The sequence below is a fragment of the uncultured Aquimarina sp. genome (assembly GCF_947500065.1).
GTDB lineage: Bacteria > Bacteroidota > Bacteroidia > Flavobacteriales > Flavobacteriaceae > Aquimarina.
This window is the reverse complement of the sequence record NZ_CANMQT010000006.1, coordinates 75,630-102,454: the sequence shown is the minus strand read 5'-3', so window position 1 is coordinate 102,454 and position 26,825 is coordinate 75,630. Positions and strand designations below refer to the sequence as shown.

Annotated in this window: 12 protein-coding genes and 3 tRNA genes; 3 read left to right on the top strand and 12 right to left on the bottom strand. The window is 33.6% G+C overall.

The annotated features are described in order from the left end of the window. Positions 1–63 precede the first annotated feature (63 nt). Entirely contained in the window at positions 64–1,659 is a 1,596-nt protein-coding gene (locus Q0975_RS17605; protein WP_299439054.1) for a hypothetical protein, read from the bottom strand. Positions 1,660–1,942: 283 nt separating this feature from the next. Here Q0975_RS17605 and Q0975_RS17600 point away from each other — a divergent pair. The 3 genes from Q0975_RS17600 (at position 1,943) to Q0975_RS17590 (ending at position 2,252) form a co-directional block, all read left to right on the top strand. Beyond that, positions 1,943–2,029, top strand: a tRNA-Ser gene (locus Q0975_RS17600). Between the two features lie 58 nt (positions 2,030–2,087). Continuing rightward, positions 2,088–2,162, top strand: a tRNA-Pro gene (locus Q0975_RS17595). Between the two features lie 16 nt (positions 2,163–2,178). Further along, positions 2,179–2,252: transfer RNA gene (locus tag Q0975_RS17590), tRNA-Arg, on the top strand. A 273-nt stretch (positions 2,253–2,525) separates the two neighbouring features. Here the strand turns inward: Q0975_RS17590 and Q0975_RS17585 are convergent. The 11 genes from Q0975_RS17585 to Q0975_RS17535 form a co-directional block, all read right to left on the bottom strand. Next, the gene (locus tag Q0975_RS17585) at positions 2,526–3,410 is read right to left on the bottom strand and encodes a glycosyl hydrolase family 17 protein (protein ID WP_299439052.1); all 885 of its coding nucleotides are present in this window, start codon (positions 3,408–3,410) and stop codon (positions 2,526–2,528) included. Between the two features lie 26 nt (positions 3,411–3,436). Further along, complete coding sequence (locus tag Q0975_RS17580) at positions 3,437–5,002, bottom strand: MFS transporter (protein WP_299439050.1); 1,566 nt, start codon at positions 5,000–5,002, stop codon at positions 3,437–3,439. Positions 5,003–5,006: 4 nt separating this feature from the next. After that, positions 5,007–6,452, bottom strand: coding sequence for a glycoside hydrolase family 30 protein (locus Q0975_RS17575; RefSeq protein ID WP_299439048.1), 1,446 nt, complete (start codon positions 6,450–6,452; stop codon positions 5,007–5,009). Positions 6,453–6,497: 45 nt separating this feature from the next. After that, positions 6,498–7,784, bottom strand: a complete 1,287-nt coding sequence (locus Q0975_RS17570; protein WP_299439047.1) for a glycosyl hydrolase family 17 protein — start codon at positions 7,782–7,784, stop codon at positions 6,498–6,500. A gap of 6 nt (positions 7,785–7,790) precedes the next feature. Further along, positions 7,791–11,255, bottom strand: coding sequence for a hypothetical protein (locus Q0975_RS17565; RefSeq protein ID WP_299439045.1), 3,465 nt, complete (start codon positions 11,253–11,255; stop codon positions 7,791–7,793). Positions 11,256–11,380: 125 nt separating this feature from the next. Then, positions 11,381–13,648 carry a PKD domain-containing protein gene (locus tag Q0975_RS17560; RefSeq protein ID WP_299439043.1) on the bottom strand — a complete coding sequence of 756 codons (2,268 nt, stop codon included), beginning with the start codon at positions 13,646–13,648 and terminating at the stop codon, positions 11,381–11,383. A 32-nt stretch (positions 13,649–13,680) separates the two neighbouring features. After that, positions 13,681–14,490 (bottom strand): glycoside hydrolase family 16 protein, encoded by an 810-nt coding sequence (locus tag Q0975_RS17555; RefSeq protein ID WP_299439566.1) that lies wholly within the window; start codon positions 14,488–14,490, stop codon positions 13,681–13,683. A gap of 49 nt (positions 14,491–14,539) precedes the next feature. Further along, entirely contained in the window at positions 14,540–15,946 is a 1,407-nt protein-coding gene (locus Q0975_RS17550; protein ID WP_299439041.1) for an Ig-like domain-containing protein, read from the bottom strand. A 10-nt stretch (positions 15,947–15,956) separates the two neighbouring features. After that, positions 15,957–19,094, bottom strand: coding sequence for a glycoside hydrolase family 2 TIM barrel-domain containing protein (locus Q0975_RS17545; protein WP_299439040.1), 3,138 nt, complete (start codon positions 19,092–19,094; stop codon positions 15,957–15,959). Positions 19,095–19,443: 349 nt separating this feature from the next. Continuing rightward, a complete protein-coding gene (locus Q0975_RS17540) occupies positions 19,444–22,257 on the bottom strand; it encodes a triple tyrosine motif-containing protein (protein ID WP_299439038.1) in 2,814 nt (937 codons plus the stop codon). A gap of 208 nt (positions 22,258–22,465) precedes the next feature. Beyond that, entirely contained in the window at positions 22,466–26,311 is a 3,846-nt protein-coding gene (locus Q0975_RS17535; RefSeq protein WP_299439036.1) for a hypothetical protein, read from the bottom strand. Positions 26,312–26,825 lie beyond the last annotated feature (514 nt).

The following is a 26,825-nucleotide window of genomic DNA, read 5'->3' as shown; positions in this document are numbered from 1 at the left end:
AGGCAGAAACTATTTTGTGTGTTTATGCTCACCAGTTTTCTTGAAAGGAATAGAGTTTAATGATTATTTAGCTACTGATACTTTTAGAAGTAGATTATTTTTTTTACCATCAAAGGCTTCGAAAATCATATCCTGATTAGGTAGTGTTGCTACTTTGTATACTTCTAAGTTATCTAAACGAGAGTTTCTAATATCGCTTCCGGTAAGAATTGGATCTTTTGTTACTTCTCCTGTTTCATCATTTATAGTATAAGAGGTTAGATACAAAAACTCTTTTTTACCATCAAAATATCGTGTAGGATATTCATCAAAAGACCTTTTTAGATTAGTAAAATCATCAATATGAAATAGATAATGCTTACCATTATTCCTAAAATTAATATAGGACATGCTACGTTTCCCTCTGGCTCCTGTTTGATATTTAGGCAATCTATGAAACCACGCTACAGATCCCTGTGATGATAGTTTTGAAGCAATTACATCTCTATAAAAATATTTATATGTCGTTCTTGATCCAGAAGAACTGGATGTTGTAAATGATTCTACATATCGTTGTTCTCCTAAAAGCACCAAACTACCATCTTCATTAAAAACAATATTATTTACTTTTAAGCTTTCAAAATCCTTTTTATCATCTTCATTCTGGGTTCCTTCATTAATTCGCTCTTCTCTTTTTAAGGCATACTGCTGAGCTATTTCTGAAGGAATATCTGTTTTTAAGATTGAACTGATTACACCTGTTTCATCTAAACTAGCAGAAAACAAACCCGAAGCTTCTAATTTATTATCATTATTAACATAAAAACCCGACACTCTAATCTTCCCTTGTTTATCCAGTCCAATTACCGCATCCATTACTGATTTACCAGGTAGCTCTATTTTACTTTTGACAATTTCTTTAGGGTTTTCCTTGATTTTAAAAACTTCTGTCCTAAAGGTATTCTCTAATTTATTTTTTTCTTCTGCACTGGAATTAAACACAGACGCTGTCATATAAAAACTTCCTTCATTATCAATCGCAAAATCCTCATTCTCCATCCACTTATTAGCATAAGGCAATCTTACTTTTCGACTCCAAATTAATTTCAGACTAGCATCATATACACTTATTCCTATTTTATCAGCTTTATCATTCGCCGTTTTCACTCTAAACAACACTAACAATTTAGTTCCATCAAACGATTTCTTAAAAACGAATTTATTGATTCTTCCTCCAGCATCAAAACCATAAGTACTTTTAAAACCAACATCATTATTGATATTATCCTTATCACTTCCAACAAGAACTGGTTTCTCAGCTATAATTCCGGTAAGAGATATTTTTTGCGCATACGCTTTGTCCTTAACAGTATAAAAAACAACAGCTTTTCCATTAAGATTCATCACTGTCTGAAAATCACCTTTATCTTCTATTACTTGTCTTTTCTTAACGTCTTCCTTAAGATCTTTTAAAGAAAAACGTTGAATAGTCATATCTTTCCTTCCCTTTTTTATAGCAACCATCCTATCACCTGAAGCAACATAATAAGAATTAGAACTTTTAATTCTTTTATACTTTTCACCTATTTTGAAATTAAATTCTTCCGAAAGAACTGGCTTTTGGGAATATGAATATCCGCTTATAAGAATTAGTAAAATTAAAAGACTCTTAATTTTCATTATTAATGGTTTTTTATCTGAATACATAAGATATATAATTAGGTCAAGTAACACAAATATATGATTCTTGTTTGAAACGTCTATTTTTTGTAAATTATAAACTCTTTTATTATTTTTTTATAAATTTATTTCCAATGAAAAAACTGATTTTCAACTTTTTAAAATCTTGACACCTATAAAACGAAAATAATGGTAAAAAAATGTTGCATTGTAGATTCATAAATCCTACATTTGCATCCGCATTTGAGATATTAATGCGGAGTTCATACTAAATAATGAATTTGGAGAGGTGCCTGAGTGGCCGAAAGGAACGGTTTGCTAAATCGTCGTACCAGTAATGGTACCCAGGGTTCGAATCCCTGTCTCTCCGCTAATATTTTAGAATAATAGTTTAGTTTTAATAATTATTATTTTGAATAGTTACACTTCGGGGTGTAGCGTAGCCCGGTTATCGCGCCGCGTTTGGGACGCGGAGGTCGCAGGTTCGAATCCTGCCACCCCGACTAATACTAGAGTTACGGGCTCGTAGCTCAGCTGGATAGAGCACCTCCCTTCTAAGGAGGCGGTCATAGGTTCGAATCCTATCGGGCTCACGAAAAGTCTTACTTTTATAAGTAAGACTTTTTTGTTTTTAAATCATTTAAACTTTGCTTAAAAAATCAAACCAATTATCTCGTGCAACTAATGCAGGCTTTATAAAAAGTCTTAATTTTTACATATAAAGTTCTCTATCAATAAGGAATTTTCGCCCTTGAATGCACTTTTACTTTTAATAACTAATGAATCTTCACTAACTTAGTGTACAACGTTTTTATAGAGTAACATAATTCTCTATAAAAGTTTAAAATTGTTTCGAAAATATTGAGCTAGTATTTTAGCTTCTCATTTTTATCCCAAATACCCCAATAAGCGCCTACATCTCCTTCTGCGCCAACTTTCCAGGACTCATCAAAAGATGAAAAAAAGAATATTTCTATATCATCTTCTTCAGACCATTTTTGTGTATTGATAAAATACTTCATAGCATTTTCATAAGATGGAAATGCTCCTTCAAGATTTGTTCCCATGCTGGGCCAGCCCGTTTCAGAAATAATTACTTTTTTACCATTCCCAGCACGAAGTGCTCTTTGGTACATATCTTTCATATACAATAAAGAATAATCCAGATCGCAGCCTTCCCAAAAAGGATAACAGTTTGCTAAAATAATATCACAAGCTTCGGTGATTCGAGGATGATCTACAAACTCATAATACGCATCCACATAACCTACAGGGACGTCTTTTATTTTTAATTTAGCGTGATTAATGAAATCCAACAATTGTTGTTCAGCTAAATCACCTCTATACATCACCTCATTACCAACCGCAGCTATATCAACATAGCCTTCATTACATAATTCTATAAGATTTGCAACCTCTTTTTGGTTAACCTGATCATCATCTCCAAGCCAAGCACCAACTAGTGTTTTAATTCCATATTCTTTAGCTATTTTAGGTATTAATTCATTGCCTTCTGTAGTAGAAAATGAACGTACCCATTTGGTATATGGGGCTATGATTTCTATTCGACGTCTTATCTGTTCTTCAGATAATTGATCGCCTGGTTCTTGACCTTCTACATAAGGACTAAAACATAATCCGTGCATGCCATTTTCCAAGACCTGCTTATACATATGTTTTAAATCTTCTGTAGTTTTATCCGTATAGTCTAAACTAGCTAAAGCCAAAAACTTTTCTTTTCTTACAGACATAAGGTAGCTATGATTAATTAATATTATTAAAGTTCTCCTCTTCGTTCTACCAATGTAGCTTTTATCTCCCTAGCTTTCTTTTCGGAAAGACTATATTTCCACATTACCCACACAGCTAATGCTGCAGTCACTGATGGAACTAATATGTCGGCAATCCTGAGACCATTCATGGTTTCTAAAGATTGCTCAGTAACATTAGGATCAAAACCAACAATACTTAGAATTACCCCTCCTAAAACTAGTGCGATAGACTGTCCTATTTTTACCATTAACCAATAAATAGCTCCAAAGGTTCCTTCTTTACGTGGCATCCCGTTCTCTAACTCATCTAAGTCACATACATCTGCTGTCATAGACATCATTAATGTAAATAGCCCTCCCATCCCGAAAGCAAATAATGGAATTGGTAAAAATATAAGCCATGGTACTTCGCTACCAGGATCTATACTAAACCAAGACATTCCAATATTATCCAGTATTGGATTTAAAAATTCAAATATTGAACCTATTCCAGAGTTTAATGATTTACCTAATCCCGTTTGATTAAATTGATTATTAAGTTCCTTATCAAAACCCCACCATTTTAAAAGATAGCCTACTATTGATAAAACTGTTGAAATTATAAAGGCTTTTTTCTTCCCCCATTTATTCGCCATTTTTGAAATAATTGGTATAACAATAAATGCGGTAATTATAGCATTTATCGTATTAAACCATGCTGGCCAAGTACCAGCTAACTCATAACTTCCATTATACATATAAAATACAATAATGAAAACTCCAAATGCAGCAACAAGTTGAAATCCATTAAAAACCAAAAACGTCGCACCACATAATTTCATGAAGGGTTTATTTTTAGAAACCTGAACAATTCCTGCATATAAATCCTTCATATTAGCAGCAAGCGTTTTGAAATTAATTTCTTTTCGATTTTTCATATGTGAGGAATCAATACCCTTACAAAACAATGCGGGCAAAATCCCAAAAACTACACACATCGCACCTACAATAAGTGCCATCGTACGAACACCCTCTGTCTGCGTATTAAATGTATTTGTGTCCGGAATAATAACATATAACCACGGTACAATCATCCAAGCAATTTGCCCCATAGTATTAGAAAATGCCATTATACGTGTTCTTTCATTATAATCAGATGTCATTTCATAACCGAGCCCCACCAATGGAGTGGCAAACATCGTATTACCAATAAGGAATAGCAATTGGATTACCATCACATGCCAAATAATATAGGATTGAGTAGCATCATCGCCAATTTGCCACATTAAAAAGAAAAGAATACCACTTATGATTGCACCAACAAAAATATAGGGTCTTCTGCGCCCCCATCGCGATTTGGTGTTGTCCGAAATGAACCCCATTATTGGATCCGTTATAGAGTCAAATATTCTTGGTAAACCACCTAATAAACCTGCCCACAAGGGATCAACTCCCCAAGCTGTTAATAGAAAAAACTGAATAAAAACTCCTAGCGTTCCAGGTAATATATTTAATATGAAATGACCAGCGCCAAAGGCAGCTTTTTGCCCCATTGGAACTTTATCTTTCGTTGCAGTTTTAATATTTGACATAGTTTTAATTTTTGTTCGCAACGACTATTGTTTGAATAGCTTGTGCATTAATAGAAATATCATTTGATTTTTCACCTAGGGCTAATGAAAACTGTTTTACATCTTCTGTAGGATTAAATATAATCACGGCAATGGACCCATCTAGGTTCTTAGCGGCAGTAACCATTACTTTCTCATCTGAGATCTCTACATCAATTACTTTCGCCTCTGGGCGAATATATTTACTGAAATGCGCCATGGTATAATACAAAGGCGTAAAATAAACCTCATCAGTATCTGGATCCACAATTACCGGTGCTACACACCAGTTTTTGAACCAGTTTGGACCACCTTGCTTATCGAGTACCATGTTCCAATCAACCCATCCATCTACCCAATTATTCAAACAACCTATTATATCTCTGGCATATCGATATACTGGCACATACTTAGGGTGCAAATGTTTCTGATCTTCTGGAGCCCAATCCCAACCCCAATCGGTTGCTTCTTTAGACCAATACCAAGCATCATCTTTCCATTTTGGAATTTCTGCATCAACACAAGCCTCGGTTTGAATCAAGTATTTATTTGGTGCTTTTTTATGAGCATATTGCAATGCTTCTGGAAAATAGTCATAAGTACTCTCATACCAATGTACAGCGGTACCATCATAATATTTCGAGGATGCTTCATCTTTGTACATCACATCCACCCATTCTTTTAAGCCTTCTCTATTCTGATCATATCCTAGAATTTTGATGTCTCCTTTACCATCTTCTTCTAATTTTGGTCCTAAATGATTTTGTACAAAATCTGTCATTTCTTCTGGTGTAAAATGCATACTCTCCCAGTTATCACCATTACCGTGAGGTTCATTTTCGACAGTAAACCCCCAAATATTAATTCCTTGCTCTTTGTACGCCTCTACATACTTAGAAAAGAACAATGCCCAAGTATCATAATATTCTGGTAATAGTTTTCCGCCAACCCAATTCTTGTTATCCTTCATCCAAGGCGGTGCTGTCCATGGTGAAGCAAAAATTTTGAAACCATCTTCTGAGGCTACCATCGCTTCTTTAATCATTGGGATTAAATCATCCATATCTTCTTTTACAGAAAAATCTTTGAGTTCTTTATCTTCAGTAGGTGTATAGGAATATTGACTTAGGGAGAAATCACAAGAATTCATATGTGTTCTTGTCAGTGAATAATTAGCACCTTCTCTTCCAAAATACTTTTTAATGATTTTATTGCGGTTTTCCTTACTTAATTTATTTAGCAAATACGCTGAGGATTCTGTAAAAGCACCACCAAAACCCGTAATAGTTTGATAGGTTTTTTCAGGGTTTAACTTAATGCTAGCTTTTTTTTCCGAAGTTAGAAATTCTGTAATTTTAGTCAACTTATTACCGCTTGCAGAAGTTTCATAAACCTCTACTTCTAGGCTTTGGCTGTTATTGCATGCACTCATCGTTAAAGCAATTAGTACTATTATGTAAATCTTTTTTTGCATCTCTTAAAAACTAACTGTCAATACTTCTTTAGAAACGGGTAACTCTACACTTTTCATCATTTCACTTTTATCACCATCGTACGTTTTAGTAATTGGATTACCGCCTCTAGTCAATCCTTTAAACATATCTTCATCTACCATATCCCAAAGTGCATATTTTGCTTTACCATCAACCGTTATTAATCCAAAATGGTTTTCTGAACCTTTCTGATTATGAGCATCTTTCCAGGGTTCATCAAAGGCTTCAAAATAAAAACAAGAAATACCCTCTTTATTGGTCCATTCTCTGATATATTTATAATACAAAGCTTCTTTAAATTCATCAGTAGCTTTAGAGCCATTAGGTCCATAGTGTCCATTAGAGACAGTAGCCCAACCTGTCTCACCTATGTGAATCGGCTTTTTTACTCCTAAACTTTCAACATAAACCGAAACTGCTTCATATTGCTTTTGAGCAAATTTTAATGCTCTTTGCATCGCGGCTTCTATTTTTTCTTCTGAAGAGAGATTATATTCCGTATTATCTATCCCCCAAAACTGAGGATTATAATGAGTATTATGATATGGATAGGTATGCATGGACACATAATCTACTGCTTTGATTAAGTCTTCTAAATCTTTAATCTGATAACTTTCCTCTCCTCCTCCCCAGGATGCAAAATCATCAGAAGAAGTAATCCATAGATCTTTAGAAAGTTTACCCTCTTTCTTTAAATTCTGTAAATAATTAACCCATTTCAATATTACACTTGGTTGTACATAATAGCTGGTTGCCCATCTTATCATGGATTCATTACCAACAGCGATTACTTTTACAATATCTGGGTATTGATTTGCCAATGCTACAGCTCTATTTATTTCGCTTTCATTTTGTAGACTTTCCTCATTATGATCTGGTTCTTTATCAGTCCAAGCATTCTTACAATCAATCCAAGCTCCGAGCATTACATACATTTCGAAAGTTTCATCTTCCATCTTTAGCTGATTTATAGCTTTTAATAAATTAGAAGCTTGAGCTAATTGAACATTATAAGTTCTTAAGATTTTAATATTCATAGCCTTCAGCATTTTCATATCTTCTTTTAACTGTGCAATGCTAGGTTGAAACTCTCTAGATGATTTACGGTAACCACCATAAGATATTGCAAGATAATTTGGGTTGCCTAAAATGTCTTTTGCGATGATGCTATTTTGGGGGTGCATAGATTTTTTAGATTTTTGTTCTTGATTACAAGACAGCATAAGTACTATAAATAATAATGTGAGTATTATGTTATGTCTTTGTGTCATTTGTTTTTATTTTAAAATAGTTTTCTCGATGTTTACTTTTAAGTTTTCAATCTCTCCAGTCCTCTTAAATAGCTTTTGGCTAATAGAGCTATCTAATTTTAAACCAATATGTGAAGTGATCACGCTATCACGGTATGCTATTTCAATGCTATTTTCTCCTGACAATGAATACACAACAGGTACTTGACAATATGTAAAAGCTAATTCATGTCTATATAACTGTAATTGTTTTTTGTGTTGATTTACATCCACGTACTCGAACATCTTTGGATTTTTCAAAAACTCTGCTATCCTTAACAGACTCGGACAAAATTGCAACTCGCCATTGTTAACTGTTACACCTAGTTCTCCTATACGGCTCAGAATATCTTCTTTTACTTGCCCAGTCATTCCTGGTTGTTGCGCTCCTTTACCAGCTGGTGTATGCGAATAAGGATCTGTTGGAAAAGCTCCATACAATTCTGGAGATTTGTGAACTCCAATACCTTCATTAATTTCGTAATAGTGCTCTAGTAGCCTCCCTACGACTTCATCTGATTCTTGAACACCTATAGCTTTTAAACAACATTCTTCTACTGCCAATAACAATTTTGAAACCATATGCCAATAAATAGAACCTAATCCTTCATAGCCATAAAATGTTCCGGAACGTCCTGTAAATGCTTTATGATTAAATACTTTTTCAAAAGTCTGTAAGACTACATCTCTATCTTTTTCAACTAAATTATTGTATCCTTGGGTAGAGAGATTTTCTAATTCTTGTTTTACACTCTCTGCATTATTAAAACTTCCATTAAAATGATAATTCCCGTTTATGTCTTTTTCGATAATTTGTGTATTATTATCTATAAGAAGTTGCTTTAGCAATCCTGAATTTTCCACATCCTCTTTAGGAATGGTATTCTTTTCCGTAAACTTTGGTAATTCTTTATTCGGATATAATAAATAACTGTATTGATCTTCTCTAAAAAGTTTACTGCTCTTCAAACCATCTAAAAGCTGAAGACTTTCTCTGGATGATAAATACCCTGAACTTAGCACAGCAACCTGACCTTCTAACATTTCGCTTAAATATGAAACTGAGATTTCATCATCGTTTTTAACAGTCATCAAATTGTAAGCATGATACAAATTATCCTGTCTTTTATTAGCATCTATGGAGTGTTCAATATACAGAAGGCTTAAGTCTATAAAACGATTAAGATCATTCATTGATACACTGTTTTTTCGACCAGAAAACTCTTGTTCATAAATCCTTAACCTGTATTTGCTAGCTGCTTGACCTAGGTTGTCTACAATGAGTTTTCGGGATGTATCAGTAATTTTTCCGGAAAGTAGATATTGGTAATCATCCAAAGTATTTAACACCTTAGTAAAAAAAACTATGAGCTCTTCGGAGATTTCTAATTTTTCGATTTTTGAATTAGATAATAATTTCTTGAAAAAAGACAAGAATCGCCTTAAATAATATAGTGTTACCATGGAAACTCCATTACCTACTAAAGCATTATTAGCATCATTCCATTCTGGGCGTTGCGTATTTAACCAAATACCCACTTCAGGAATAAAATTAGACAACTTCGCTAAAGTTGTAGCTAATATTTTTTCAATAAAATTCACCTTATGAATACTATCATTTTGATCTCTTAACAATACCCCATCTGCGCCAAGCTCAACACGTTTTTTTTGCACTTTTTTATCAAGATTGTAATCAAACTCTATAGTATCTTTTGGATTCTTTAAGAGGTCTTCATAAGGCTTGATTTTATAAGGAACGTTCGCATAAACAAACGTATCATTACTAAGAAAATTCTGAAGTCTGATTGGGTAATGATCTTGGAAAAATTCTAAAAATTTTAATAAGTAAATAATTTGATGATCGCCCCAATAACCAATATATGACCACGGATCGTGCTCTTCTATGACCTCCCAATCTATTCCTCCTTTTGTAATCCTATATGGATTATAACCGTCAAAAGTACTTGCATTCAAGAACTTGTAAATCATGCTTTCCACAAACTCTGGATAAGAATACGCCAGCGCCTCCCAATTCTGAAAAATATCTCTCCAGTTACCTTCATAATCTAATATTTTGGAACCATCTAATTCATCCCTAGTATTTATCGAAAATATGTTCCAAGGGCGACTGGGATCCCCATGACGTCGACTAAACTTAAGCGGCATATACTCTAATGCTAATCTCCTAAAGTCTTTATCCTCATTTTTATGTGCTTCTTCTCTAAGTTCAAAAAGTGTAAAGGAATCCGAGAAACTCCTTAATAATATTTCATTATTAAGATGTACTTCTCTATTAGCTGATGCTAGGTAGTTAATGAAATCCCATTTTTCTATCGTGTAATTCGCATCGAAAATACCACCTCGCATTATATTAAACAATGTATTTGAATAATGCCTGGCATTTAGTCTCTTATCAGCCGTTAATTGAAGTCCATCTGAAGCTGACACCAAATTGATCAAACGTTGTGTTCCTAATTCTATATCATCAGTAACTTTCTGAATTAAATCTTTTTCATTTTTAATTATTTCGGAAATTTCAACTACTTGAGAAGGTCCTTGATTAACATTAGTAACCATTACCCATTCTTTACTTTCTGAAGCTTGTAAAGTAATATTACAATTGACAAAATACGCGCCTTTTTCAGCTTTTACATCAATTTCTTTGTATATCTCATTACCATTCCTATAGTTATTTAACTGTAATGATGATAATAGGTGTTTAGGGTTTTCTAGTCCTTTAGACCAAACTATATTTGCTTTTAAAGCCTCACTTGGTTCTGCACGGTCTACAATAATTGCACTAAGTGCATACATGCCTAATCCGCTTACTTCTTCCAGTTGACTTCTTTTATAAGCATCTACCAAGTTACTTCTTATTGCCTGTAAGTCGGTATTAACTCCGTATGGTAAGATATTTTGTAAACCATCTAATATTTCAACATTTACAGATTTATTCGAGTTATTTATTAATGTACTTTTTCTGACAAAACCATACTCATTACTAGAACTCCACATATATGTATAAGTCAGTCCTGCATCATGATTTATTTCTTCAAATAAAATTTTATTTCCATATGCATTTTTATAAATATTTCTAGAGTATTGGTATGTCCCTGAGTAACGTTCAGAAAACGGCTCCCATATTAATAGTTTACCTTCTTGTTTTATTCTGAAAATGGATTTACTACCTGTATTATCATATGATTCTGTAATCTTATCATCTGTATAATATGGGAAAATTGCATTATTCGAATCTTTTCTGCCAGCAGACAATCCTCCATTACTGGATATAAACATCCAATGATTAGAATCACTAACGATACTCATAAAAAAGGGACGCATTACATCACTATTAGAAATCATATAAAATGTCTCATTGTCTATAATAATGTGTTCTAGTCTTACCTCTTTATCCTCTATTTTTCCAGGTGTTAATACTGAGTCCTTTATCATCTTTTATGTACTTCAATTTAAAAAGTTGCTTCTTAAAGCATTCATTTTTCAGGTTCAAAAGAGGTTGAATATTTATTTCAACCTCTTATACTTAATGCTAATTCAAATAATTATTCGAGTGTAAACTACTCAAGTCTTATATCATCAAAATAATATGTACCACCCGATGTTATTGCACTATCAGTCTGATCATTATCTGGTTTTATGACTAAATGATTATATGTTGTTGGTGATGCTGGTAAATTGATAAAAGTAAATTCGACTTCTGTCCATTCATTTGCATTCGCTATTGTTACAAATACTGGAGCTGGATTACCAATACTTCCATCATTAGGTAAAACAGCTAATTCAAAACGCATTACTACATTTGCTTTGGTAGAATAGACTTTAACTTTAAAAGTCATTGTTGTAGTCAAATCAAAATTATCGAACGTATTTTGAACTCCGGCAAAAAATTCGGAACCAGTAGGTTTATCTACTTTTAAAACAAAAGGAGAAGTATTAATACCTGTTTGAAAAGGATTTGCTACAACTTCTGAAGTAAGACCTGCTCCAAAATTAACATCAGAAAGAAACGTTTCGCAACCTTCAAAATCTAATGGTAATGATGTGGCTGCAACAAAGGTAGTATCACATCCGCCACCACCTGTTCCACCAGAAATGTATAGCCTAAAATCATCAATATAATAGGTTTCTGTTGTATTCGTATTCAACTCAAAAAACAATATAATCTTATCATATTTTCCACTTTCACCACTTGCAAAATTAAAAGTCAATTCTTCCCAACCGCCAGCTACACTAGTAACAGCGCCTACTTCTACATTAATTCCACCGTTAGTCTTATCTTCTAGTTTTACTAAAACATTTGTACCTGCAGTAGGAGACCATACTTTTAGTTTAAACCCTGAATTCGCATTAAAATCAAATTTAGTATCAAAATCAATTTGATTATTAGCAAATAATGCTGCGCCAGATCGATCTATTTGTCCAACTTTACATGATTTATTTACATCATTATCAAAATCTGGATTGTCAACCCAAGATAAACCTGCATCAAACGAGGCTATACTAGCAGTTGGATCCGTTTGGAATGTTAAATCAAAATTGGATGCATCTAGTGATTGACTAGTCTCTGGAATACAAGGACCAGCAACCATTACGGAAACCTGCTCAATATCATCCAGATAAAAGATACCCGTTGCGGTACCTGGACCATCTACAAAAATCACCATATCGTTGTAAGAAGCTGATGAGTTAAGTACGAACGTTAATTCTTCCCAGCCAGAACCACCATGGTTTTGTGCATTCTCAACAGGTGCTTCTGTACCATCTTCAAATTTTAATAAAACTGGTAATGCCTGATTAGAGAATATTTTCATTTTAACCCCTTTATCTGCGGAAAAATCAATAGCGGTATCTAGATTAAAGAAAGCATTTTCGAAGTTAGCACCTACATTCGTGATTTGTCCAACCATAGTTGGTTCACTATTGATACCCGATAATTCTGGATTATCTACAATAGCAAAGGACACATTACCAACAATCTTAGTAGCGTAATCAATTCCATTACAGTCAAAATCTATTGGAATTTCTAACAACGTATCCGTACAAGGAATGTCTGCAGTATTAATTTGAGAAATATCATCTATATAGAATGTCCCTGCAGTCGTACCTGGTCCATCAACAAACATCGTAAATCTTGAAAATGCATTTGATGAATCGAATGTAAAGTAAATTTCTTCCCAACCTGTTCCTCTTTGACTTGTGGTAGTTTCAACATCTGGGCCAGTTCCTTCTTCTAGTTTAAGTAAAATATCTATTGGAGTCTCTGACCAGAAAAGAACTTTTACAGATTTTTGTTCTGTTAAATCTAACGGATCTCCTAAATTAAAGAAAAAACCTTCAAAAGCAGCTCCGCTATTGGTAATCTGACCTACATTAGATGTACTTGTGTTTGCTCCAGTTGGATCTGGATTTTCTACAATTGTAAATGCTGCACCATTAAATATACTGACATCATAATTTACATTAGTTTCGTCAAAATTAATAGGAAACGAAACGGGAATAGGTATGTTTATAAAAATTTCATCTTCAAAAGTACTTTCGGCTCCTGCCGCATTTTCTGCAGTAAGTACAACCGTATAATTACCCGTTGGAAAAGTTCTTATTGGATTAATTTCTGTAGATGTCGTACCATCACCGAAATCCCAAGTGTAACTATCCGCGTTTTCAGAAAGGTTTAAAAAGGATACTCTTCCGGTATCTTCATTTATGTTGTGTGCAAAACTTGCAACAACTTTTGGTAAATCAGCGTCATCATCCTCACAACCAAAAAAGGTAACAGCTGCTACTAAAAGCAAAATTATTTTGGTTCTTTTGATAAATAGTTTCATAATTTCTTAATAATTAAATTAGTTTGCTTTTGTTATTGATATACTCGCACGTAGTCTACGATCATTGTTTGCGGAAAAACTGTTTCTTCATTTGGTGACCCAGGAAAGCTACCTCCAACTGCAACATTCATGATTATATAGAATGGATGATCAAAAACCCATTCGCCAGCAACATCATCTGGTGTGATCCGGTTGTACAATGCATCATCTACATAATAGTTGATATACTCTGGCCCCCATTCTATACCAAAAATGTGAAAACCGGTATCAAATCGATCATCCTCCAAAGTGTACTCTTTAGTTTCTGCTTCTCCTGCTGAATAACCAGGCCCATGAGCACTACCAAAGACTACATTAGGTGAATCACCTAGGTATTCCATAATATCTATTTCACCACAAAGCGGCCATATGTTTTGTTCGCAATCATTTCCTAAGAGCCAAAATGCCGGCCATAATCCTTTTCCATAAGGCAATCGTATACGTGCTTCAAAGCGACCATATTGCTGTTCGAACAACCCTTCTGTTTTAAGTCGTGCAGAAGTATATTGAGCACCTTCAAAATCTTCTTCTTTCGCATTAATCAATAGAAAACCATTTTCTACTTTTACGTTTTCAGTACGATCAGTATAGTATTGCAATTCTTGATTTCCCCAACCGTCTCCGTTTGGTCCTCTTCCAATATCGTAGGTCCAAATTGCAGAATTTGGCGCTCCTTCAATATCAAACTCATCAGACATCACTAGATTTCTTAAAGTAATGACATCCTGAGTTTCATCTGTGTCACAGCTAGAGGCTGCAGAAAGTATTACAAGTAGAAAAGCAGAAAACAATATGGCTTTCATTCTTGTTTTATATATTTTAATAATATTCATCTTTTAAGAGTTTTAGCTTTTATTTATAGAAATAGATATTATCCACTAAAATGTTAGAGATAGTAGAATCCGAAACAAAGAAGAACAATGACAAATTAGAGAGGTTTACCCCTGCAAAATCTGAAAGTGGACGATCAAAACTTATCCAATCCCCTGCTATCAAATCTGCACTAGGAATCTCAATAGAAGCTTCATTTTCTGAGCCATCAGGATTTTGAGCAAGTAATAGAACTCTAACAAAATCTCCATTATCTATCTGTGCATCTTCTACCTTTATATCTATATGAATATTAGTCATAGCGGATGCATCTACTCGATTTACCGTCTTAAGTGCCACAAAATTTAATTCTGAATAACGAATTACTCCATCTCCATTAACATCAATAAAACCTCCTAATGTTGTTTGTCCATCTGGAGTAAAGAAACCATTAAAAAATTCTATCGGTGCACTGGTATAAGCATCACTAAATACTGAAACAACGTCTCCAGGGTCTCTAATTGGAGGTGTTGGGGCAAAATCAAAAGGTCCTGTTACATTAAGTTCTAATGAACCTGTTGCAGCCACATTACCCAAAGTTGCAGTAATCGTCGCAGTACCGGTATCCACCACAGATACCACTCCTAATTCGTTAACATTAGCGACATCAATATCTGTAGAACTGAATGTAAAATAAGATGGGGCTGCAGCAACTGTTTGGTTATTGCCTGATGCCAAGTTAAAGGTTTGCGTAAGTCCGGTTAATTGAACAGGAACATCTATAAAAGCATCTTGATTTACAGCAACACCATTAAGTATTGCTGGTTGCGATTGTGCAACAGTTCCTAACCTTTCGAACTTTACCTCATCTAGCCAAAATGTATATCCGAATCCACCTGTATTTTGTGTTCCGGTAGAATACCAAAGCATTCCTCTTTCTTCTGTAAGCTTAGAAGGATCAGGTATTGGAATAACATATTTAGCCCAATTAGTCCCTAAACTTATACTAGTTCTTGTTACTTGAAACTTATTCTCACCAAAGTCTTGGCCAAATCCCATTTCATCTATAGAGACTCCTTGTGAAGCTTTAGCCCAAAAAGTAAGTGCATCGTATCCAGTTAAGTTACGCCCCACTCCATCGACTCTAAAAATTGCTCCTGCGTAATTACCTTCTGCATCATCTGCATTAGGCACATCAACACGCATCGAAGCATCACTTTCGTATCCTTCCTGATTATCAACTGAAAAAGCTGTTGGTTTTGAGCCTAAAAAGGGAAAATAAAAATCGCTCCCAAGCCCAACTGGTGTATCTATAAATATTTCTGCTGTGGTAGGAAAAGTAGCAAATTCAGCATTATCTGAGAGTTCTCTCTCACAGCTAGATAGCATTATCAAAACCAATATAAAAGAGAATATGGTTTTTAAGTTTATTTGTTTTCTATACTCCATTTTCATTGTATTATTTTCCTATGTTAATATGTACATATGTTCTTATTTCCCATTCGCTGCCATTATCAAATCCCGCTGGGTTTAGTATTGGTTCTGGAGGAAAAGTATTTGGTGGTATTGCAGTTGGTGAGTAACGAGGTGAAAACTCGTTTAATGAACGCCATGTGCCGCGAACTCCTATTCTAGTACTAGGCAGGAGGAACCAATCTGGTTTCCCTATTGATGTTGATACATCTAACATCAATTGTACTGGATACGTTAAATTGAAATCTCGGTGATAATCATAAGGACCCCAATCGTCTATTTTAAAAGTATGTTGTAGTTTCCATTTTTTATAAATAACACGAATATCTCCTCCAATCCTATCGATTACTCGAGCATCACTACCATTAGCCTGACCATTACCGGCATATAGATTTGCTACTAAGGCTAACTCTGGACTTACTTTAGATACAATACGCGAACTTGCTTCCCATAAATCTTCAGCAGGAACTGAATTTGAAAACGGAGCTCCTACCCTTGAATTTTCAAAAAATCCAATAGCGGCATCCATTGTAGTAGGTAAATGACGATACACAAAACCAAAATTAAAAGCTAGTTTAGCATCTTCTTTACGATCACTATCCCAAGCATAGAACCATGATCCGGGAGTTGGATCGTATGTAATTAGTAACTCTCCTGCTGTTGTTTTTCTATTTGCTCTTACGACAAAAGGATCATCTTGAATATTTCTTAATCTAGCCGCACCACCTGCATCATTAGGTATTGCTCCTACAATAGGCTCTTGCCACAGGAAGTTTGGTGCTATTTGAAAGTCACCCAATGTATAAGAAAAACCTGTTAAGAAACTGTTTTGATTACCGCTACCATTATCTCTTAACTTCCAACCAGTAAATGTTTGTGTTTGATCTGTACCGCCATTAGCAACCAAGCCCATCGTAGCGCCTAATGCATACCAATTAAATTTACCTTTTGAATATGTGACTTTTGCTTTAGCACCCCAATTATCATCTGAGTTAATCTCATCATTGTAAACTACATAATTTCCCGGACCACCTTCAACCATTTGGAACTTTCTACCATTTAGTGGTTCTCCTCCCCAAATACCACCTACTTGTACATCAAAGTTTCCGAATTCCTTTTCTGCCTGCAGTGTTACTCTTCTTGTTTTCGGAACAGGTACCGCAATGGATGTTACAATATCGTTAGCATTATCAATATCTTCATGATAAATACCAGTAACGTCAACTCCTTTTATTTTTTTTCTATATTTAACTAAAAAAGCAGGATTAGCACCCCACCATAATTGAGGACCGTAAACCGCCTTAAAACCATTTAAACCAGCTTTTCCAGAAAATTCAATTCCAGAAAATTCTCCATTATAAATATCTAAATTTGGTCCATAATTAGCTTCAGGGTACAATCCAAAAAAGTCACCTTCATATCCCCAATGGTAGTGTCCAGTTCTATAAAATCCTTTTATATCTGCTATTTTAGTATTCCACTCAAATTCTGCATTATATAATTGTACCGTATTTAGATTGGTAAGGTCCAAATTTCCTTCATCTGTATTTACAGATACGGTGCGTCCCCTTGTTTCATAAAACAATTGATCAATTGGATTGTCGGCTACATTACCTAGAATATTAAAGTTAACATTAGCCCTCATATTTGCAGTGGGTTTTCCCTCTACACCTATATAAAATGATTGCAGATGATCAAAACCTGTTTTATTAGGAAAAATATTACTATCGGGATCTACATCATCTGTAGTAAGCAAAGTTCCTCCTGTATTAAATGAAGTGAACTCCGCCCTTAACTGACTAATTCTTATTTTGGCACCGCTTTTAGCTTCTAAGGCGGCTTTATCTCCGCGCGCCCTTAACATCGCATCCATTATTTGGATATTATCAAAATAATTATCCATAAAATCAAGTGTCATTCCCTTTTCATATGGATTAAGTAGATGAGCTTCTTTTAAAGCGTAATAGGCGGCACGTGGATATAATTCATAAAGCCCTCTTTCATTAGTTGGTCCTTTGGCACAAATACCAAACCACTCTTCATTCATATTATTATCGCTTTCTTTTGCTTGATCTCGGTTATATCCTCCATTAGACCAAGAAGCAGCATTATCGTGAACTTCTAAGTTTTCTGTTTGTTTATATTTCCACCAACCATCACTAAATTGAAAAGTGAAACCACCGATGGAGTTTCCAGCTCTTCCTAGTCCGGCTGCATTTTCATAAATTTCTTTCCAATTTCCCAAGTTATAATACGCCTGAGAATATTGATCTTCTTGATTGTCTCTTGCATTGAATGCATCTCCACCAAATTCTGCAAAGAGAATTGGCAAACCTATTTCGTCTCTAACTCTTTGGAAAGCATCTCCAAAGGAAATTCCACGATACATATTAGTACCATATATATCAACATCTGTACATTCTTCTTTTACTATATCCGCATATAAAAGATCCCCATTACATATCGCTACTGGATGCGATTGATCAATTCCTTTTACCTCTTTTGCAGCATCGTTAAACGCTTTATACAAAGCACGAGCTGCAAGTTTAATTCCAGAACTTGTATCATTAATCGGAATATCTTCTGTTTCTGCTCCTGTCCATGATAAATGATAATTGTTTTCGTTACCAATCATATACAACAATAAACCTGGTGTATTTTTATAGGTGTTAGCCATATCTCTGGCTTCTTTCATTAAGACCTCTCTTGTATCGGGATCTGCATAATCTGTTTGCGGTACCCAAGCTCCGTTTATGGTAAGTCCATATGCTCCAAAAGTAATATTGAGCATGGTGTAAATACCGTAGTTCTCATAAATGTATTTAACCCATTTGGGTTTAAGATTATATGTACGAATAGCGTTCACTCCCATGTTCTTTAACAAGGACATTTCACCATCTATTGCTGCTTTAATTATGTCATCGGATTTTGCCCATATCCCAGGATCGGTTATGGTAGATCCAATAGGAACATAATCCCAATTCACTCCATTTACCATAAAATCTTTTCCGTTGACTACTAATTTTATCCCTTGATCATTATTTATTATGGATACCTGATCAGTCTGTGAACTCCCAACTATCGTAAACAAGAGTATTATTAATTGTAGAAAATTAGTTCTCATTATACCTATTGTTTTTAAAAATGACTGTAAAAAATATGAAGAAACTTCTTTTGCTGTATTCGCCCCAAATATCATGTAGCATGACTTTTAAATATTAAATTAAGTGATCGATTGTGTTTTGTTTTCTGTCTGTAGACTTAGTAAACTTATTTTAAAAAAATGCGAGATCCTTAAAAAATACCTCAACAAAAAACATACATCACAAGAAAAGAGTTATTTATTTAAATTATTAACATCTTAAAACCCGTTACCAACAGGTTTCAGCAAAGCACTAAACAACCGTTAAAAAAAATCATAACATTGTTTTGTATGGGTAATGTTGAGGTGCTAAAATTTTTTGTATGGGTAATTATAACTCTAGAATATAGTTTACTAGGTTTTCTTCGTGTTTAAGATTTAATTTTTTACGAAGTCTGTAACGTTTAATCTCAACACTACGAGCAGATATATTGAATAATGGTGCTATTTCTTTAGAAGATAAATTAAGACGCAAATATGCACAGAGCTTTAAATCATTTGGAGATAAATCAGGATGTGTTTTTTTAAGCTTTTTCAAAAATTTTCTATCCACATTATTAAATGCTTCTTTAAAAACCTCCCAGTTATCATTATGATCAAGGCTTTTATCAATAATACTTATTACAGGTTTAACAGAGTTTTCGTCAGAAATTCTAGCAAGTTGATTTTTAATTTGAGTAAGTAGTTCATTCTTTTTCGCAACGTCTATTGTTGAGGCAGCTAATTCTTTACTCTTATCTTTAAATTCTTGTTTTAGTTGTTCATTTTTAATCCTAATAATCTCCTTTTCATTTTGAACCTTAGTCAGCTTAAGTTCACTTTTATTCTTTTCAATTAATTCTTCTTGTTTCTTCTTATAATATCGTTTATAAGTGATATGCATAAATAAGGAGAACAAAATAGTAGCTAACAAATAAATTGCTAGCATTAAATTAGTGATATACCAGGGTTTTTGAATCTTAAAGGAATAACTGGCAGTATTACTAGAGACTTTGTTTCCTATTCTGGATCTAACATTAAAGGTGTAATCACCAAAAGGAAGATTTTCAAAAAATGCCATAGGGCTCTCAGACCAATCACTCCAATTGTTATAAATTCCTAATAATTGAAATTGAAATTTTGGTTTTCCAAACTTATTAAACTCTGGAGCATAAAAAGATACTTTTAAATTATTATCCTTACTCTTAAAATCGCCTTCCAAGTTCTTATTTATACGTTGTATTTCCGCTCTATTTATTTTATTACTTCCATTGGTAATGTTGCCTATTTGAACTTGAAAATCCTTAGTATTCAGTTTATCAATATCTACAGTTATATATCCAGAACTTGTGCCAAACAGATATTTATTTTTATCATCAAAATGCATCACGCTTTCATATCCAGCGACACTTTTTCTTTCTGCCTTTGTTAAAGGTATTTTACTAACTGCTAGTGTATTTGTAAGCATACCCTGAGTTACAAAACTTATATTAGAATGTGTAAAAACCCATAAATTATTATTTGTTTCATCTACAATTAATTTACCTGAAACATATTCGTTATCCACATATATTTTGCTCAAAAGACTATCTCTTATAAACTCTTTTTTAGGAACATTATATTTTAAAACTCCTTTCTTAAAAGCAAACAGTAAATTATCATTGTATGTTATAAGTCCTGAATTGGAACCTTTTATAGACGTATCTATAGCAACATTCTTTATTTTGAAGAAGCTAGTATCAACCTTTATTCTAAAAACACCATTGTATTCGTGATTTACAAATATCTCATCTCTAACAACTTCAAAATAACGGGATGAATTATTAAAGCCTTTGATTTTATTTCTCAATTGCCAATTGTTATCTGTTTTTTTAAAAACATAAAGACCATCATAATTTCCTTGTAACAAAAGATCAGACTTATCTTTTAACTCACTAATCTTCCATGTTCCCGGAACATTAGATATTTTTTTTACTTTATCATTATCGACGATAAAAGTCCCAGCATTGTGTCCACAAAATAATGTCTGGCCAATATTTTGTAAACACCAAACCTGTCCTTGAGTACCTCTAATGAACTTAAACTCATCATTACTTTGTGTTTTTTTATAAAAAAGACCCTGATTTGTTCCTAGATATAAATTATTATTATGAATAGCAGAAGCATAAACACTTCCTAAAACTCCAAGGTTATCACTATATATCCTAAAAGGCGAGTTCAAGTTTATATAACTAATTCCATTATCAAGACCTAACCATATATTATTATCAATATCTTCAAAAAGTGACAAAATAGTATTGTTTAGCAATCCTTTACTTTGATCAACTTGATATAATAAACTTCCTTCGTCATTTAGATAAACCAATCCATGAGAAATTGTTCCTAAAACAAAACTATTATCTTTCAGTTGAATTGCATTATAAATACTGATATCCGATAATAACCTTTCTGTATTTACACCCCATTTAGTTAGCTTGTTATTTTTTAAACTATAAAAACCTTTATTTCTTGTTAAAATAAGAAAGTCCTTATCAGTGCTAAAAACATTAACGATTTCACTATTCCTAACCTCTTCATCTTCATTTATTAAAACATCCTTACCATACTCAATTTTGAATAACCCTTTATTAACAACCTGAAAATAGATACTACGATCAACTTCAAATATTTTAGTTATAGTATTATCCGAATCTATGGTACTAACCGATTCATCCTTAATATCATATATGTATATTCGATTTAAAGATTGAAAAACAATTAAGTCATCGATACTAATTATATTCCAAAACTCCTCATCCTCAATTAGTTTTAATTTTGTTTTTTGTGATAACGAAGTATAGTGCAAAACTCCTAAAATATCTTTCTGCCAATAACCAAAGTCCATATAGCACCCTGTGTAAATTCTATCTTCTACAACCTTTACCGATCTTACAATAGATTCATTAGGTGATGGATACAATTGCCATGTTGAACCATTAAACTCCAACAATCCTTTATTATTCGCTATATAAATTAATTTCTCTGGAGATTGAGAAATAGCCCAATTCTGATTTTCTGCATTATAATCCTGAGGTAAATAATTTTGAATAGGCGGTACTTCCTGTGCTTCCGTGTAAGTACAGAAAATAAATACTAATAAAAATGATATTATTTTATTAAATCCCAAATAAGAAAAGAAATATATTACTTATACAATAATACGAATTAATAATCCAAAGCAAGACCTACACAAATTTCACTACATAATTGCAGGAGTTTCCGAATCAGTATTATTAATTCTATACCGTGTTCATTTACATGGCTAAACAAAAAATCCTGTAGAACAGAGTTCTACAGGATTTTATATAAATATTTTATACTATTACTACATATTATTAATTAGTAGTTGAAAACTGAATTGTTTCAGTATTCTCTGATGTATCACCTTTCAGTATTAATATATAGTTAGACATTGGTTGAATATTAGCCTGTGAAGACATATTAATAGTCAATGTATTACAACCAGGATTTAAGCTTTGTACAGCGGCTGGACTTACTAACATTCCTTCCATTGTATAAATTTCACAAGTCACATCCTGAGCTCTATTAACTGCTATATCTACTTTCATTTCTCCTGAACGACTTACAGGAATAGGAAATGCTGTAGCATCAAATACGCTATTCAAACAAGGATCTGATGTTACAGAAACTGTTACGTTATCCTCTGCTACACAACCGTTCTTAGTAACAGTTACCGTATAGGTAGTTGTTATAGTAGGCGACACAGCTATAGTGGCTGTAGTAGCTCCTGTAGACCATAGGTAAGAATCTACATCTGTAGACGCAGTGGCTGTCAATGACACTCCTAAAGTTCCTGGATTGAATGTTTGATCATCTCCAGCATCAACCGATAAATTAGTAACAAAAACAGCTATCTCATCTGAAGCTTCGCATCCGTTTTGATTTACTGTAACTGAATATGTAGTATCTTCTAAAGGCAATACTGTAATAATTTGAGTAGTTTCTCCTGTAGACCATAGGTATGAATCTGCTATTCCAGCATTAAGCTCTATTGCTTCTTCATTACAAGTGTATTTATCAGCTCCTAAGTTTACATTTGCATCATTCACGAATACATTCACCTCATCTGTAGTTGTACAATCTGCACAATTAGAAACTGTTACAGAATATGTAGTATCTTCTGTAGGCGATACCGTAATACTTGATGTAGTTTCTCCTGTTGACCATAAATACTCAACTCCATTTGATTCTGTTGTAATACAATCTCCTATATTGATATTAAAATCTCCAAAAGAAGTAGGGTTATCTTCTAAATTAAACCATCCAGATCCTCCATATACAGCATCCTCATACTCGAATACATTGGCACCGTTTCCTAACTGAAATGCTTCTCCTCTTCTAGAAATATTATAACTTAACGATCCGTCTATTTGAGTTACAGAACCACTTAATTCTGTATAATATACCCAACCTGAAGGATCTTCTGTTTGACAAGAACTAGCTTTCGGACTACCTGCTGGCGGTACACTTGTGAACCCTGTAAAAGTAGCATCAACCATAAAAGAAGTATTCGTAGAATTGTATTCAAAAACTTCACCTTTTAATGTAGCGGTTCCATCTGCATTTTCACTCCAAACCAAGTTAACATTTCTCATCCATAGTCTTGTTCCCTGATCGTTTATGTATACCACAAACTGATGGTGTCTTCCTCTACAGTAATCGGTATCTTTAATATCATACCCAACACATTCTTCGCATTCTCCATCTCCTGTAACTTGTGCATTTAAAGTAACATCTTCTCCTTTACAAATAAACTCATCAGATCCTGCATCCACAGTAATTACTTCTACTTCTTCAATTGTAAAAGTTCCTAGATCAACAGGACAATCTTCATTACCCCATCGTACCCATAAATTATAATCTCCTACTTCCAGGTCATTAAAACTAAAAGAACCTGAATCATCTGGAACTTCTGTATATGTAACTCCTCCATCAATAGAAAACTCAATATGTGTGCGATCTTCAGAATCTTCAAAAGTTAGTTCAATATCACCTGTAGGATCTGTACAATCGGCATTGGTAAGAATTACTTCTGCAACTGGAGCTACTTTTACATGTAAATCAACACTATTAGAATACACAAACTCTCCACATTCTTCGCTCTTTGCTCCTCTTCTGTACCATAAAGATCCTGATTCAATACGAGGTGCTACATAATTCATTTCATTTGCTCCATCGATATCTTCCCAAGTTTGTCCTTGTTCTTTTTTAATTTGCCATTGATATACAACAGTTAAACCGGTTTCCTCTTCAAGGTCATTACCAGTAAACTCTTCTGGATCAAATGCTTCGCAATTTGTCTGTGTTTCCTTAATTTCACCACCATCTTCAAGCTCTTTTGTATATGTAACTTCTACGATGTCCGTTGCTTCACAATCATCGCAATTTTTAACAGTTACAGAATAAGCACCTGCTTCATTAACAGTAATACTTTCTGTAGTTTCTCCTGTAGACCATAAATACGTCAGGTTATCTTCATCTGTAGTAATACAATCTCCAAAATTAATATTAAAATCTCCTCTGCAATATTCTTGATCTGTAGTATCGAACCATCCGCATGCTCCAAATTTACCTTCTTCGGTTTCAGTTTGATTAGCTCCATTCCCCATCTGGAAAGCTGGTCCTCTTCTAGATAAATTAACCGACCAAGAACCATCTGTACTTTTTACGGTACCTGTCAATCCTGTATAGTACATCCATCCAGTAGCATCTTCATCATTACATACATGATCTTTTGGGCTATCAGCAGGGGTGTTTACCGTTTTTCCAGTAAATAATGCATCTACTTCATATGTTTTTTGCTCTAAAGTATGGTCATATACTGTTCCTGAAAGTTTTGCAGTACCATCAGCAAACTCTTGCCATTGAAGATCTACATTAGAAAACCATCTTGGATTATTACCATCAGTCAACCACATAACATAATTTTCATTTCTCTTGCAATTGTTTGTATTAACTATGCCATACTCAACACATTCACTACAATTTTGATTCCCTTCTACTGAAGCGGTCAAAGTAACTTCTTCTCCTTCACAAACTTCTACATCTTCACCTGCATCTACAGTAATCGACTTATCTTCTATAATAACTGTACCTAGATCTACTGGACATTGGTCATTACCCCAACGAACCCATATATCAAAACTTCCTGCTGCTAAATCTTTAAATGTATACATTGAAGAATTATCTGGAACAGTTTTATATGTTGTTCCTCCATCCAATGAAAATTCTATATGACTTCTTCCTTCTGTATCTGCAAATGTAAAAGTAATAGTACCGTCTTGCTTTCCGCAATTAGCATTCATTACACTAACATCAGTTTTTGGCTGTGCTTTTACATGGATATCTACTGAATTAGAATAAAAATACTCATGACAACCTTCGATTTTAACTGCTCTTCTATACCAAACTGACCCAGATTCTCTATAAGGTGCTTGATAATTTTTAGAATCTGCTCCAGCAATATTCTGCCATTGCTCCCCCATATTTTCTTTAATCTGCCATTGATATATTACATTTCTATGGTCCCCACTATTTACAGTAGTTCCTACAAATTCTTCTGGTGTAAAACCACCACAGTTCTTTTGCGTATGCTCAATTCTACCAGCATTAAGTTCGCAATTGTTACGGTGTAAAACTTTTACTTTAAATTTTTCCCAAGAACCAAGTCTTGATCTATTACAATTCATTGGTTTTTTTCCATTCTCAGAAGAAACATATTTCCCATTACTTCCTTTTAAAGCAATTTTTCCATTTCCTAATCGAATTACTTTAAATTTTTGCCAAGCACCTAAATGATTTACATTACAATACATTGGTTTTTTTCCATTTTCAGAAGAAAGGTATTTACCATTATTTCCTTTTAAGGCAATTTTTCCATTTCCTGCATCTACAACAATAAATTTTTCCCAAGAACCGATCCTTGTTCTATTAGCTATTATTGGCTTTCTCCCATTCTCTGAAGATACATATTTACCATTGTTAGCAATTAACACTATGGTAGATCCCACAGTAATATTCGTGTAACTCTCTGCACTCTCATAAGAGTTAACTTCATTTCCTGCTTGTGTTGTAAGTGACACAAAGCATAATAAGGCTAACAATATACTTGTCATATTGCGCCTCTTTGATTTGTACTTTCCGAAAGTAATTTTCATCATACGGTTGGTTTTGTTGTTAGTTATTTGTGTTAGTATGCAAAAAATAATGCCCAATCCATACCATAGAAAAGAGCAAAAAAAATAAACAATGAAAATTAGAAATAAATAGAAATCTGACAACTAAGAACTAGTTATCAACGTATTAAACAAAATACAATTACAAAATTTTACCCCTATTCCCCGTACAAATATTATGATTTATATACTGCTAAAGAAGAAAAAAAAACGAAAAACGTTAAAAAACATATTCTAACTACAAAATGTTAAAATCTATAAATAAATGTTAAATTGTAGTAAAAAACTTACTTTATTTTAACACTATACATTTCATCGAAAAATATAATTCAAACATCTATAGCAAAGATTATTATAATAGATCATGTAAGAAATTTGTACAAACTAATTATTAGTTATTTAATGTTCACTTCATAAAATTGGTGATTTCCTATTCTATTTCTTAAAAACCAAAAACTACCTTCATAGGATTTCTATCTCATAATATCTCTCAAACAAT